Origin of the sequence: Brevibacillus sp. 7WMA2 (assembly GCF_010748895.1) — a bacterium.
In the GTDB taxonomy this organism is placed as follows: Bacteria; Bacillota; Bacilli; order Brevibacillales; family Brevibacillaceae; genus Brevibacillus_B; species Brevibacillus_B halotolerans.
The window spans coordinates 3,050,548-3,065,000 of sequence record NZ_CP048799.1 but is presented as its reverse complement, the minus strand read 5'-3'; the positions used below and the strand labels follow the sequence as shown (position 1 = coordinate 3,065,000).

9 protein-coding genes, 3 tRNA genes and 1 rRNA gene (1 of these 13 running past the window's edge) are annotated in these 14,453 nt (G+C 43.3%); 11 read left to right on the top strand and 2 right to left on the bottom strand.

The window, feature by feature from the left end; translation table 11 throughout:
* The 11 genes from GOP56_RS12650 to GOP56_RS12600 form a co-directional block, all read left to right on the top strand.
* Nucleotides 1–574: ribosomal RNA gene (locus tag GOP56_RS12650) — 23S ribosomal RNA — on the top strand (it extends 2,356 nt beyond the left edge of the window).
* 56 nt (nt 575–630) lie between these two features.
* Nucleotides 631–707 (top strand) — tRNA-Arg (locus GOP56_RS12645).
* Nucleotides 708–716: 9 nt separating this feature from the next.
* Nucleotides 717–793 (top strand) — tRNA-Pro (locus GOP56_RS12640).
* A gap of 9 nt (nt 794–802) precedes the next feature.
* Nucleotides 803–885 (top strand) — tRNA-Leu (locus GOP56_RS12635).
* A gap of 162 nt (nt 886–1,047) precedes the next feature.
* Nucleotides 1,048–2,709, top strand: a complete 1,662-nt coding sequence (locus tag GOP56_RS12630) for a dynamin family protein (RefSeq protein WP_163245763.1) — start codon at nt 1,048–1,050, stop codon at nt 2,707–2,709.
* An 11-nt stretch (nt 2,710–2,720) separates the two neighbouring features.
* Nucleotides 2,721–4,703 (top strand): dynamin family protein, encoded by a 1,983-nt coding sequence (locus tag GOP56_RS12625; RefSeq protein ID WP_163245762.1) that lies wholly within the window; start codon nt 2,721–2,723, stop codon nt 4,701–4,703.
* Between the two features lie 169 nt (nt 4,704–4,872).
* Nucleotides 4,873–5,076, top strand: a complete 204-nt coding sequence (locus GOP56_RS12620) for a cold shock domain-containing protein (RefSeq protein WP_003334734.1) — start codon at nt 4,873–4,875, stop codon at nt 5,074–5,076.
* Between the two features lie 130 nt (nt 5,077–5,206).
* The gene (locus tag GOP56_RS12615) at nt 5,207–6,406 is read left to right on the top strand and encodes a M20 metallopeptidase family protein (protein WP_003334735.1); all 1,200 of its coding nucleotides are present in this window, start codon (nt 5,207–5,209) and stop codon (nt 6,404–6,406) included.
* 55 nt (nt 6,407–6,461) lie between these two features.
* Nucleotides 6,462–7,301 (top strand): alpha/beta hydrolase, encoded by an 840-nt coding sequence (locus tag GOP56_RS12610; protein ID WP_163245761.1) that lies wholly within the window; start codon nt 6,462–6,464, stop codon nt 7,299–7,301.
* Between the two features lie 234 nt (nt 7,302–7,535).
* The gene (gene cimA / locus GOP56_RS12605) at nt 7,536–9,158 is read left to right on the top strand and encodes a citramalate synthase (RefSeq protein ID WP_163245760.1); all 1,623 of its coding nucleotides are present in this window, start codon (nt 7,536–7,538) and stop codon (nt 9,156–9,158) included.
* Nucleotides 9,159–9,274: 116 nt separating this feature from the next.
* The gene (locus GOP56_RS12600; protein ID WP_163245759.1) at nt 9,275–11,398 is read left to right on the top strand and encodes a S9 family peptidase; all 2,124 of its coding nucleotides are present in this window, start codon (nt 9,275–9,277) and stop codon (nt 11,396–11,398) included.
* 86 nt (nt 11,399–11,484) lie between these two features.
* Here GOP56_RS12600 and GOP56_RS12595 read toward each other — a convergent pair whose 3' ends face one another.
* Both GOP56_RS12595 and GOP56_RS12590 read right to left on the bottom strand, forming a co-directional pair.
* Entirely contained in the window at nt 11,485–11,715 is a 231-nt protein-coding gene (locus tag GOP56_RS12595; protein ID WP_003334740.1) for a DUF1128 domain-containing protein, read from the bottom strand.
* A 32-nt stretch (nt 11,716–11,747) separates the two neighbouring features.
* Entirely contained in the window at nt 11,748–14,240 is a 2,493-nt protein-coding gene (locus GOP56_RS12590) for a U32 family peptidase (protein ID WP_068793535.1), read from the bottom strand.
* Nucleotides 14,241–14,453 lie beyond the last annotated feature (213 nt).

Genomic DNA, 14,453 nt, shown 5'->3' with positions numbered 1-14,453 from the left:
TAAAGGCACAAGGGAGCTTGACTGCGAGACCTACAAGTCGAGCAGGGACGAAAGTCGGGCTTAGTGATCCGGTGGTTCCGCATGGAAGGGCCATCGCTCAACGGATAAAAGCTACCCTGGGGATAACAGGCTTATCTCCCCCAAGAGTCCACATCGACGGGGAGGTTTGGCACCTCGATGTCGGCTCATCGCATCCTGGGGCTGAAGTAGGTCCCAAGGGTTGGGCTGTTCGCCCATTAAAGCGGTACGCGAGCTGGGTTCAGAACGTCGTGAGACAGTTCGGTCCCTATCTGTCGCGGGCGTAGGAAGTTTGAGGAGAGCTGTCCTTAGTACGAGAGGACCGGGATGGACGCACCTCTGGTGCACCAGTTGTCACGCCAGTGGCACAGCTGGGTAGCTATGTGCGGACGGGATAAGCGCTGAAAGCATCTAAGCGTGAAGCCCCCTTCAAGATGAGACTTCCCATAGCGCAAGCTAGTAAGACCCCTTATAGACGATGAGGTTGATAGGTTCGGTGTGGAAGTGCAGTAATGCATGGAGCTGACGAATACTAATCGGTCGAGGACTTATCCACATTGCCTTTATGCTGACTTTCATTATCTAGTTTTGAAAGAACAATTCTTTCTTTTTGTGCCCTTAGCTCAGCTGGATAGAGCGTTTGACTACGAATCAAAAGGTCGGGAGTTCGAATCTCTCAGGGCACGCCATCATTATAACGGGAAGTAGCTCAGCTTGGTAGAGTACTTGGTTTGGGACCAAGGTGTCGCAGGTTCGAATCCTGTCTTCCCGACCATTTAAATATGCCGGTATGGCGGAATTGGCAGACGCGCGCGACTCAAAATCGTGAGGGAAACCGTGGGGGTTCAAGTCCCTCTACCGGCACCATACATAATCAAAGCCTCGAGACGATGTTATCATCTGTCTCGGGGTTTTTTCCTTTTATGCCAACTGTATACTTATGAAAATATTCGCACATATAGATTGAACCCGAGGTAGTAGTATGGTACATTCGGTCATGGTAGAGTCATTAAGATGGAGTGATTACACGTGATTGGATATACAGAAGAGATGAAACAAGAAAATAAGAAAGCACTACAACAACGAGTGGAGCAGCTAGGTCATGTGGCACTGCTCATGCGCCAACATGGTGATGAGTCGCAAGCACTTAAAATAGAACAGCTTGTGACAAAAGGAAATGCTGAAGAGATGAGCATTGCTTTTTGTGGACACTTCTCTGCTGGAAAATCTACAATGATTAACACCATACTTGGACAGGAGCTATTACCTTCGAATCCAATTCCAACAAGTGCAAATGTAGTAAAGATTCGTGGTGGACAGCCTGCTGCTAATGTATATACGCGTCATAGCGGAGTTCTTCATTTCGATCCACAAACGAACTTGGAGGAATTAAAAAAGTTTGCTGTAGATGGTGACCAAGTAGAATGGGTAGAAATATGCTATCCAGGACTGTTTCTTGATGAGAAATCAAGCTTATTGGATACACCGGGAATAGATTCCACAGATGCCGCACATAAAGTAGCGACAGAATCTGCTTTGCACTTGGCAGATGCAGTGATATATATGATGGATTACAACCATGTGCAGGCAGAAGAAAACTTTAATTTTACCAAAATGCTTACAGATCGTAAGAAGCCTGTCTATCTTGTCATTAATATGATTGATAAGCACGTTGATTTTGAATTGGATTTTGATGATTACAAGGAGAGTGTAGAAGAGGCATTTGCCACTTGGAATATCAAACCAAACGGGATCTTCTATACCACTCTAGCTGAACCAGAGCATCCGGAAAATCAATACGAGGAATTCCTTGAAAAATTGATTAGCTTATATCACCACCGTACAGAATTGCTGGCAGACAGTATCCTACATGCGTCTCTTGCCTTGATTGAGGAGCATATTCGCTTTTTACGCCGTGCTAACCAGACCCAGCTTGAAGAAGTAATCGAGCAAATAGATAATGGCTTATCAGCTCTACAGGAAAAAGGATACGATGTAACAAATGAAGAGAGCCTGATGCAATTACTAGCTTTGACTGAAAAAGAATGGTCTCACTTACAGCAAAATAACCAACAAGCCTATAACGAAATGGAAAAGGAGCTTACAAGCTTATTACAAAACGCTCGCTTAACCTACTATAGTACAAATCAGGCCGCTGAAGCTTACGTAGAAACGCGCAAGCCGGGCTTTAAGGTAGGGTTCTTGTTTACAGCTAAAAAGACGGAAGAAGAGCGACAAGCAAGGCTACAAGCGTTGCTGAATGACGTAACAGAAAAAGTAGCCGGTAATCTCGACTTCCACTATAAACAACTACTGTTAGCCTTTGCTGATCGCTATAACATTCGTGATGAGGCCTACAATAAAGCTGTTCACGCTAATCAGATCGAGCTTACCTCCGAGTGGCTTGCTTCTCTAGTCAAAGAAGGAGCAGGAACTAGTGAGTATGTCATGAATTACTGTCAGGATATTTCTGATAGCATTAAAGCAAAGTATCGAAAACAAGGCCTATCATTCATAGATCAATTAAATTCAAAACTGACTGAACAAGCGATCACTGAAGAAAACAAGGTAAAAGAACGTCTGGTTGAATTAAGAAAATTAGAACAAGCGTTTAAGCAACAGAAGACTTATCTCGATCAGGAAACGAACACAAAACAAAAACTAACATCGTTGTTAGCAGGAGACATATAAAGGAGACCATTATGAACCAAGTAAAACAGATGTTACGTACAAGTGCAGGCAAGCTACGTCACGCAAGCGAGTTAATCAATCAGATTACTGGGTTAAAGCAACAAGCCCAAGCAATGACAGAGCGTGCGCAGCGTATGGAGGAAAATCGATTTACTGTTGCTTTATTCGGTGCGTTTAGTGCGGGAAAATCATCCTTTGCAAATGCATTAATGGGAGATATGGTCCTGCCCGTCTCTCCCAACCCTACTACGGCAGCCATTAATAAAATAATGCCACCAACCGATGAATATCCACATGGAACTGTACGTGTTGTACTAAAATCACATGAATCGATCGAGCAGGATGTTCTGCGCTCGTTAGAGGTGTTTGGTAAGCAGGCGCATGACTTGACTAGTGGATGTGAGGCGGTGTCTTCCATTGACATATCAGACATCGCTCCAAATGCCAAGCCTCATTACACCTTTTTAAAGGCAGTAATAAAAGGGCTGCCAGAGATTGAAAAGCATCTCGGTCAGGAGCTTTTGGTAGATGAAAAAGAGTTTAAAAAGTTTGTTGCTAAAGAGGAAAAAGCATGCTTTGCCGATTATATTGAGCTGTATTACACGTGTCCGCTGACGGAGCAGGGAATGGTATTAGTAGACACACCAGGAGCTGATTCTATCAATGCCAGACACACAGGAGTGGCTTTTGAATATTTAAAAAATGCAGATGTAATTTTATTCGTGACCTATTATAATCATGCGTTTGCCCAAGCTGATCGAGAATTTTTACTACAAATGGGTCGTGTAAAGGATACGTTTGAGTTGGATAAAATGTTCTTTATTGTCAACGCGGCTGATTTAGCACAAAATGATGATGAATTACAAGACGTTCTTACACATGTGGAGAAAAACCTGTTATCCTGTGGCATTCGACATCCGCGAATTTATCCGGTATCGAGCCAGACAGCATTGCTTGCACACCTGCATAAAAACGGGAAGCTCACCTCCTCTTCTGAGAAAATTTATCGACAGCGTGTCAGCGTTAACGAAAGTGAACCATTGCCTGATTTTCATGAAGGATTGAAATTATCAGGCTTGGATAAATTTGAACAGGATTTCTTACACTTTACAATAGATGGTCTAGCTCATATGGCTGTAGCCGCAGCAGAGAGTGAGATTAACCGCGCTCGCACGATCTTAGCAGAGTTTCTAGACCTGTCGCAACAAGGAGAGACAGTCAGAGAAGAGAGACGCGCACATCTTGAAGAGGAAAGAGCGACTGTAATCCAACGCGTGCAGGCAGCTCAAATAAGCTCAATTACTCGTTTTATGGAACAGGAGCGAGTTGAACTTTTATATTATGTGAAGCAACGACTATTTTTACGGTTGTCGGAGTTATTTAGTCAAGCATTTAATCCCTCTGTTTTAAAAGATGATGGTCGTAATCTGAAGAAAACGGCTCAAGCATGCTTGGATGACTTGCTGCGTTCGATTGGGTATGATTTAGCACAAGAGATGCGAGCTACCTCTCTACGATTAGAAAAGGTATTGCATAAGGAAGGAAATAAACGTGTACAGGCTTGGCAGCACGATGTGAAGGAAACCTTTCACAGCTTGTTACTTGCCCCGTATACCCAACAGCAGATTGAAACACCAGCAGTACCTGAGCAACTGAAAGAAATATCCACTCAATACTTTCAACCTGCCTTACAAGCTTTTAAAAACCCACGTGATTTCTTTGAAGGGGAAGGCAAAACCAAAATGCGAGAAATCATAGAAAAATTATTGCAGGAACCAATAGATCAGCAGCTTGCTTGGGGAAACCAGATTTTAGAGGGCGTGTTCACAAAAGCGGTAGCGGATATGTGGCAAAAGGAGCGGGCCAAAGTGGAAGAGCAAGTGGATGAATACGTGAACGGTTTGCTGGCAGCGCTAGATAGTAATATTGATATAGCCAAGCTTCAAGCTGTACAGGCAGAGCTTCTTAGCATTTCAACAGAGTCTGCAAGCTAGTTGGCTTCTTCATACAAAGGCTTATAAGAACAAGCTAAAGAATACTGCTTTCTTAGAAAGACAGATGAAATTTTCTTGCTTTCCCGCAAGCATTTGGGAAGATCCCTGCATAACATGCCAAGAAAGCATTTGTTGCTTTACTGATTGATGGTAAGGGAGGCATTTTTGAATGCAAGGAAAAGTAAAATGGTTTAACAAGGAAAAAGGGTATGGATTTATTGAAAGGGAAGACGGTACGGATATTTTCGTTCACTATACCGGCATTAATGGTACAGGGCTCCGTAATCTGGAGCAGGGTGAACAAGTAACATTTGATATTGTGGAGGGGCAGCGTGGTCCACAAGCAGCCAACGTTGAAAAAGTGAATCCATAATGTTACACATAAATCACGACTACTTTTGCCTTTCGGGGCTTAAGTGGTCGTTTTACTTTTTGATAAGACTTTCGTATTGCTCATTGGTTTGTTATCATCAGAAAAAAGAGACAAAAGAGGAGTAATTGCTATGACCAGTCAAGTTGGAATGCCCTTAGGTGCATATTTGAAGGAATGCTTTACTCAAATGGTGGAGTGGCGCCGTCACTTCCATCAATACCCTGAGCTGTCATTTAAGGAAGAGAACACACCTGCGATGATTGCCAGCATCTTACGAGAAATGGGCCTAGACCAAGTACGTGAAAAAGTGGGCGGCCGTGGTGTCGTGGGAACTCTGATTGGAGGAAAGCCAGGAAAAACGGTTGCGATTCGCGCTGATTTTGATGCATTGCCAATTCAGGATCAAAAAGATGTCGAATATAAATCCAAGATTCCAGGTGTCATGCATGCATGTGGGCATGATGGTCATACGGCAGGCTTATTAGGTCTTGCTAGTGTTTTAGCACAGCATCGTGAAGAGATTCCTGGTACTATCGTATTCTTGTTTCAATTTGCTGAGGAAGAGAATCCAGGTGGAGCAACCTATATGGTGCAGGATGGAGCTATGGACGGAGTAGATGCAGTATTTGGAGCGCATCTCTGGGCTGATTTTCCATATGGCAGTGTAGGGATTGCACCAGGTCCAGTAATGGCTAATGCTGATGATTTTACTATTAAAATTCAGGGCAGGGGTGGGCATGGTGCCATTCCACATCAAACAGTGGATTCTATAGTAATCGGCTCACAGATTGTCAATAACATTCAAACGATTGCTAGCCGTAATGTGGACCCATTGGAGAGTGTTGTTGTGACGATTGGAACCTTTAACGCTGGAGATAACTTTAATGTGATCGCTGATTCTTGCAAAATGACTGGAACTCTACGTACGTTCTTGCCAGAAATCCGTGATTTGAGTGAACGGCGATTAAAAGAAATCGTGGAAGGTACAGCTACTATGATGGGAGGAACCGCTGTTTTAGATTATGACAGAGGCTATCCTGCCGTTATCAACACAGCAGCGGAAGCAGAAATGGTACGTCAAGCGGCTATATCAGCGGTTGGGGAAGAGCGACTTATCCCGTTAAAGCCGACCATGGGCGGAGAGGATTTTTCATACTATTTACAAAAGGCTCCAGGGGCTTTCGTTTTTATTGGAGCAAGGAATGAAGAGATTGGCGCTTGTTATCCTCACCATCATCCACGTTTTGATATTGATGAGAGAGCCATGCTAGTTGCCGCTGAAGTATTGGGGCGGGCAGCATTAGCTTTTTTACATAATCATCAGGGATAATGGGGATAGGATGAAAGAATATTGATCTATAACAAAATGGTGGGGGGAATTTATTATGCAACAAGCTTTTGTGTTGCCTCTTGAAGATTCTTTTGTGATACGCGGAGATGTGCATACTACAGCGGGTCCAGGAGAGAAACAGCCTGTCCTGATTTTTTGCCACGGATTTAAAGGCTTTAAGGATTGGGGTAGCTTCCCTTATGTAGCAGATACCCTAGCCGCAAAAAATATGACAGTCATCTGCTTTAATTTTTCAGCAAATGGAGTTGGGGCGAGCCTGACTGAATTCGATGAGCTAGAAAAATTCGGAATCAATACGTATGCACGTGAGCTCGCTGATTTGCATGTACTCATGAGGGCGATACTAGACCGTGAGCTACCTTTGGCAGAGCATTTTGATACTGAACACATTTTTGTAATGGGGCATAGCAAGGGCGGCGGTGATTCTGTTTTATTTGGAGCGGATCATCCAGCTATCAAGGGAATTATTACCTGGAACGGCATAGCCAACGTCAATTTATTTGATGAAAATGTACGTCAAGAAGTAAAGGAGAACGGCATAGCTTATATGATAAACGGGCGAACTGGACAAAAAATGCCAATTACGCCTGAGGTGATTGAGGATGTCGATCAAAATGCAGAGGCTTATGATTTGGTGAAAAAAGTGTCCCAGCTTGATAAACCTCTCTTGATTGTACAAGGTGAGAAGGATTTTGGCCGCCTGGTACAAGGCGCTAAACGATTGAAAGAAGCCTATCCGAAAGCCAGGTTGCACTGGATTGGCGAAGCGGACCATGTAATGAATACAAGACATCCGTTTACGGGAACGAGTGCGGAATTGGAAGAGGCGATTGAAGTTACTGCCCAATTTGTCCTACAAAATACTCAACCATAATAAAGTAGTGGGGGAAGTCAGTGTTACATGTATTGTTTTCGATTTCCCCTGCCATTCCCTTTCATTTTTAAAAATCTTGCTCGATTCATTCAAATGTCGATTGTTTTTCCGATAAATGCCTTTTTTTCGCTCTTTTGCTTATGATATACTGATAGGCAAAATAGAGGGCTTGGATTGGAGAATGATTTTTCTAAAAAATCAAAATAAAAAGATGGATGATGGAGAGGGATCAGAATGAAGGGAAAAAAAATCTATCTGTACGATACAACCTTACGGGACGGTACCCAGGGAGAGGGCATCAGTCTATCTGTGGAGGATAAGGTTAAAATCGCTGTACGCCTAGATCAGTTTGGAGTGGATTATATTGAAGGCGGTTGGCCGGGGAGCAATCCTAAGGATATGGCCTTTTTCAAAAGAATGAAGGAAATAGGGCTAGAGCATTCGAGATTAACAGCCTTCGGTAGCACCTGTCGACCTAATCTTCAAGCTTCTCAGGATGATAATTTACGCGCAATTCTGGAAAGTGGTGTGTCTGTAGCTTCAATTTTCGGAAAGGCTTGGGATTTACATGTATCTGACGCACTAAAAACCACGCTAGCCGAAAATCGGCGTATGATTTATGATTCCGTAAAATATTTACATGAAAACGGGCTTGAAGTCATGTTCTTAGCAGAGCATTTTTTTGATGGATACAAAGCGAATCCTCTATATGCATTGGATGTATTACAAGCAGCAGAAAAAGCTGGTGCAGACTGGATCGTTTTATGTGATACGAATGGCGGTACGCTTCCTCACGAAATGAAAGAAATTGTTATCCAGATAAAGGAAGCCTGTAGGAAACCGATTGGCATTCATCCTCACAACGATTGTGAGTTGGCTGTGGCCAATGTGATTGCAGCGGTTCAAGCTGGTGCAGAGCAGGTTCAAGGAACGATAAATGGGATTGGTGAACGATGTGGAAATGTAAACTTAGTTTCTGCTATTGCCAATCTACAGGTGAAATTAGGCTATCATTGTGTATCTGATGATCATTTAAAGCAGCTAACCAGTCTTTCTCGCTATGTTGCTGAAATAGCTAACATTACGTTGGCAGTTAATCAACCATTTGTAGGTAATAGTGCTTTTGCTCACAAAGGCGGCATCCATGTGAGTGCCGTTATGAAAAACACAGCTACTTATGAGCATATTGAACCGGAAGTTATCGGGAATCGTAGACGAATTCTTGTTTCGGAGCTATCCGGACAGAGTAATTTAGTAGCAAAGGCAGAAGAATTACAATTACATTTTCATGGAGAAAAATCAGTGTCAAAAGAAGTGGTACAGCGTCTGAAGGACAAAGAGTATGCTGGTTACCAATACGAGGGCGCAGAAGCTTCTCTTACCCTCTTGCTCTTACAGGAATCGGGGGAAGAATCTGAACTATTCCAGTTAGAATCCTTTAAAGTATTTATGGAAAAAAAGCCGGATAAATCCATTGTCTCTGAAGCGATGGTGAAGTGTAAGATCAGTGGTCAAACCGTACATACGGTAGCAGAAGGAAATGGGCCGGTCAATGCGCTAGATAATGCATTACGAAAGGCATTAGAGCAGCACTTCCCAACTCTTAGTCACATGCATGTAAAGGATTATAAGGTACGTGTACTAGATGAGAGTGAAGCGACATCAGCTAAAGTGCGTGTGCTAATTGAATCCACTCATCAGGGAGAGAACTGGAGTACAGTGGGAGTATCAACGAACGTGATTGAGGCTAGCTGGGAGGCACTTACAGATAGTATTCGATATCTACTGTGGAAACAAGGGGCAGAGGCTCTGGAGCTTGAGCAGGAAGAGGTACGAGTAGGCATTGTTAATCATTAAACATCCATCCAAGACACGACCTATTGCTTTTAGGTAAGTCGTGTCTTTTTTTTAGTAACATACGTGAAAGTACATGTGTGGTGTGTAGCTACAGATGGACATGAGGGGGAATGACTATGGTGACCAGAAAACGAAAGATGACTGCGGAAGATTTGTTACGTTTTGAATGGCTGGAGGACCCGCAAATATCTCCTGATGGGAATAAAGTCGTATACATAAAAAGAACGATTGATTCTAGCGGAAAGTATATTTCTAACTTGTTTATCCGTTCTCTAGTAGACTCTTGGGAACAGCAGTGGACGTATGGTAACCACCGGAATTCTCATCCCAGGTGGTCACCAGATGGCAATTGGCTTGCATTTGAGTCAGATCGTTCTGGAGATACACAGGTTTGGCTCCTTTCTGTTAAGGGAGGAGAAGCTCGCCAGCTAACAACGAACAGACATGGTGCAGCAAAGCCGGTTTGGTCACCAAATAGTGAAAAACTGCTAGTTCAAGTAAGATTATCTCCAAATGAAACGCTACATGAAACGCAGGAACTGGAAACGACAGCTCCTGAGGATTCACCACGCAGCTCTTTGCATGCTAAAACAACAAATATACCTGTCTTATCATCGGCATCGGATAAAGACAAAGAAAGCAATAGCAAGCCTGACCAGAAGGAGTGCATAATCAGCCCGTTACCTGCGTTACATGGAAAGCCAGTTTTACAGGTGGATTATATTCGTTATAAATCTGATGACGCTGGTTTTTGGGATGGAAAGTACAGTCAACTTGTAGTTTGCGATCGAATCAGCGGTCAATTGCATCAAATCACGACTGAAGAGCAGGACCATTCGATGGCCGCCTGGTCACCGGATGGCAAACAGATTGTATGTTGTGTGATAGAGCGCAAAAGTGAACGATTTTATCCAACCTGCGATTTATGGCTACATTCAGTAGAAGATGGCTCTTGGAGCAATTTGTCTGGTTCAACGGGAACGTTCATGTATCCGACCTGGTCGCCAGACGGCAAAACGATCGCGTGTGTAGGCTACGAGCGGATATTTGAACAGGAAAAATTAATGCATGTGTGGCATTTTCAAGTAGATACAGGGAATCGGCGCTGTTTGACAGAAAAGTGGGATGTACATTTTTCAGATGCAATGGTTGGAGATATGCGCAGTAGGCACGTTCATCCAGGTGCTGTCTGGAGTGCAGATGGTCAGGGCAACTATATCACGGTTTCAAAGCAAGGTAGAGTGAATTTTCATTATATCTCCGTCACGGGAGAGAACATTCCGATTGTAAGCGGAGAGCACCATGTATATGGATGGACTCTCCATCCTATGAGCGGTAAGGCTGTCGTGGCAATAAGCGATCCATTGACTCCTGGGGATTTGTTTTTCATTGATATAAAAAAAGGAAAGAGCAAACGGCTGACAACAAGTAATCAATGGTTAAAAGAAGTGGAGCTATCCAGCCCAGAGATGATTACCTACCAAACCGAAGACGGATGGAAGATACAGGGGTGGCTACTAAAGCCGTCTTTTTATCAAACAGGTAAAACCTATCCGCTGATCCTGCAAGTTCATGGCGGACCACATACAATGTACGGCTATACATTTTTTCACGAGCTGCACTTTTTAGCGGCTAAGGGCTATGCTATTTTGTACACGAATCCACGCGGGAGCCATGGATACGGTCAAAAGTTTGTCAACGCAGTTCGTGGCGATTATGGAGGAAAAGATTATCAAGACCTGATGAAGGGGGTTACTTATGTAGTAACCCATTACGATTATTTAGATGAGCAGCGGATGGGAGTAACCGGTGGGAGCTACGGTGGTTTTATGACGAATTGGATTGTTACACAGAATAAACGGTTCAAAGCGGCGGTGACCCAGCGCTCTATTTCGAACTGGATCAGCTTTGCTGGAGTAAGTGACATAGGCTATTATTTTGCGAAATGGGAAATTCATGGTGATTTGGTTACGGATCCAGATAGGCTCTGGCAGCATTCTCCGTTACGCTACGCTCAAAACGTTGAAACACCCTTGCTCATTTTACATGGTGAACGTGATTATCGATGCCCCATTGAACAGGCAGAACAATTTTTTACTGCTATTAAACAGCATAATAAAGCTTCTGTACGTCTTATGCGTTTTCCAGATGCAACACACGAATTGTCGCGAAGCGGTGACCCTGGGCATAGAATTATCCGGCTACAAGCGATTGCTGGATGGTTTGACGAATATGTCTAAATGCTTCTAACAGAAAAGGACCACATCTCTAGGGGACGTGGTCCTTTTGTTGTCTCATGCCGTTTCGGCACTTAGTTTACTGCATTCTAATCTGTTTTACGCATGCTACCTAACTCTTCAACAATCGCGGTCATTTCATTCACGCTAAAGCTGGTTTTCTTTTGCACCATGTTATATAGATATAACAGGTCCTCATAGCTATCCATTTTAAAATCCTCTGGGCGCATTACTTGGGTATTTGCCATGTTTAGCTTGCTTTTAATTCCCTCGATAATAACAGTCAGGTTTTCTAACGTTGCTTCTTGCAAATTGGCCATGATCTACTCTCCTTTGTTTTCAACTTTTTTGTCTATTTGGTTAGTTGTCCGCGTGTTACACCAAGCTGATTGGTTGCTTTTAAGGCCTTCCAAACCTTTGTGCCAGAAATCTCTCCGCGTAGAGCTTTGCGATATAAGTGAATCACTTCTTGTACGCGAGAAGGTTCTTCCTCTAAAAATTCTATGCGGTATGCCCCTACTCCTAATCGCTTAAATTCTGACAAATATTCGGCACCAGATTGGTCAATCGCATTATAAACCGTATTACGGCAACCGGTATCTACACGGACTGGATGAGAGAAGCCTACGCGATCTCGCAAGGAAGCACGTGATGTTTCACAAGGAGTACCACAATTCGTGTGATCTGTCCCTTCACTCATGAATGTACAATAGATGCAATGCTCGGTATGGAACATTGGCAAATGCTGATGAATAACTAATTCTAACGGAGCGGCATCTGCATGTTCAAGCATGTCGACCATCTGTTGAATATTTAAGTCATAGGATGGTGTGACGCGCTCAAGACCATAGCCCATGAATAATTCAACAGCTTTATGATTAGCAATATTTAAAGAGAAGTCACCGATTAATGGAATTTTTATTTCATCACGGCGTGAGAGATAGTAGTACAACGCCCCTGTGTTACGAACTAGGATAGCATCCGGCTTACTTTTTGCAATGAGAGCCAGTACGCCATTTTCATCCGGCATATGAATACGCATAGTAGCAAGTCCAATTTTTTTTCCGTACTGATGTGCTAGTTTAACTGCTTGGGGATATTGCTTTACAAATTCGAAGTCTGCATAAATAAAGTCAACATCGGTTTTTGCAGCCGCTTCTATCTGTTCCAAGGAACGACAAAGCACAGTTAGTAGGGGATTTTCCACTGGTTTATTTTTGGCCACACTAGCATACACGTCTACTGGATTTTTTTGATAAACAGGCGGTTTACGGCGAAGATAAAGCAGTTGCTCGCTTGCTTCACGACGCATCCGATTCAACTCACTGACAGGAATGATTACCTCACCCTCCAAGTCTAAGGAGAGACGATCCTCTGGCAGATGGAACAAGGTTCCTCCAAGTCTGCTAAATTGATCATATAAGGAGGCATGGGTCATTGGTCGCTTCATCGCTTGCTCTAAAGGCATTGCAGAAGCAATCGTTACCGCATGATTAGCCTGCTCATCGATCCACACGGTTTGTAGTGGCTCTCCTACGCGTCCAGAAACATGCAGGGCTACTGGGAAGGTTGTATAAGGCTTTTCGGTTTCAAAGGTTTTACGCAGCTGCTTGTTTAATTCAGGATCATTCGTTTTCCACACACGATCACCTACATGGATACGACCTAGCTTTACATCGTTTCGACCCATGACAATTTCATATAAACCTTCCCGCACCTGACCTTCTACTTTGTCACCATGCACTAAAATATCGTAAACACGACCGCCTTCTTCTTTCTGAGTCGGATCACCTGCATCAAATACGATACCATCTCCACGTTTTAATGGAGAAGTAACTTCTACTAAGAGAGCGTGTTTTAACACCTTCTTTACAGTACCAAGGTAGACACCGCGGCTTTTCGGGAAGCTACCGTCTAATAAGAGGCGGTTATTTGTTCCCTCAAGAAAACCATGAGTAAATCCGCGGGAAAAGCTTTGTTGTAGCTCACGAATTTCTTCCTTGCTTGGCTTAGCGTTATCTCCAGCAAAATATCGATCAATAGCTGCTCGATACTTGCTAACTACGTTGGCTACGTATTCTGGTGTTTTTAAACGTCCTTCAATTTTAAAGGAAGTGACTCCTGCCTCAATTAATTCTGGCATGATATCAATCGCAGCCAAATCCTTTGGAGAGAGTAAATAAGCGATATTACCCATCTCTTTTTGGATTCCATCTACCATTAAATCATAGGGCAGACGACAGGCCTGTGCGCATTCACCACGGTTGGCAGAGCGACCGCCCCACATTTCTGAGGTAAGGCATTGTCCAGAATAGGAAACACAGAGGGCTCCATGAACGAATACTTCCATCGGTAATTTTGCCTTTTCACCGATTTTCCTGATTTCTTTTAATGAGTTTTCACGACCTAATACGACTCGTTCCATGTTATATGGTTTAGTAAATTCGACCGCTTCTGGAGAGGTGATGGTCATTTGGGTAGAACCGTGAATAGGGAAGTCGGGGCTGATTTCACGGATTAGCTTGACCAAGCCTAAATCCTGTACAATTACTGCGTCTACACCAGCTTCAATACAGGCATCAATTAACTCTTTTGCATCTTCTAATTCATTTTCAAAGACAAGAATGTTAAAGGTAAGGAAGCCCTTCACCCCGTACATATGCAGGTAAGCCATAATCTCAGGTAGTTCTTTCATTTGAAAGTTTTCGGCACGAGCGCGAGCATTAAACTTCTCTACACCAAAAAAGATGGCATTTGCTCCGTTGGCAACAGCGGCTTTTAGGCAATCCCAATTACCTGCCGGTGCTAGCAATTCAATATCTTCTCGTCTGATTTGATTCTTCACGAATGGTAACCCTCCAAACAAATATGACGCTCTTTTTCATAGGATGAAAAATACGAAAAGAGCAATTGAGAATAGCAAAACAAAGCATGTAGTAAAAAACAGACATTTGCTTTTAGATCGTAAGGCAAATGTCTTCGAGTCTGCAATATTATCGTTTCTTCAATAGGGATTAGATTTATTTTGCCCATGTTCTCATAAGGCTTAGACAGGCAC

Bases quoted from the DNA above. Each gene is read 5' to 3' on its own strand.
- GOP56_RS12625 (WP_163245762.1), top strand. From the start codon at position 2,721: ATGAACCAAGTAAAACAGATGTTACGTACAAGTGCAGGCAAGCTACGT.
- GOP56_RS12620 (WP_003334734.1), top strand. From the start codon at position 4,873: ATGCAAGGAAAAGTAAAATGGTTTAACAAGGAAAAAGGGTATGGATTT.
- GOP56_RS12615 (WP_003334735.1), top strand. From the start codon at position 5,207: ATGACCAGTCAAGTTGGAATGCCCTTAGGTGCATATTTGAAGGAATGC.
- GOP56_RS12610 (WP_163245761.1), top strand. From the start codon at position 6,462: ATGCAACAAGCTTTTGTGTTGCCTCTTGAAGATTCTTTTGTGATACGC.
- cimA (WP_163245760.1), top strand. From the start codon at position 7,536: ATGAAGGGAAAAAAAATCTATCTGTACGATACAACCTTACGGGACGGT.
- GOP56_RS12600 (WP_163245759.1), top strand. From the start codon at position 9,275: ATGGTGACCAGAAAACGAAAGATGACTGCGGAAGATTTGTTACGTTTT.
- GOP56_RS12595 (WP_003334740.1), bottom strand. From the start codon at position 11,715: ATGGCCAATTTGCAAGAAGCAACGTTAGAAAACCTGACTGTTATTATC.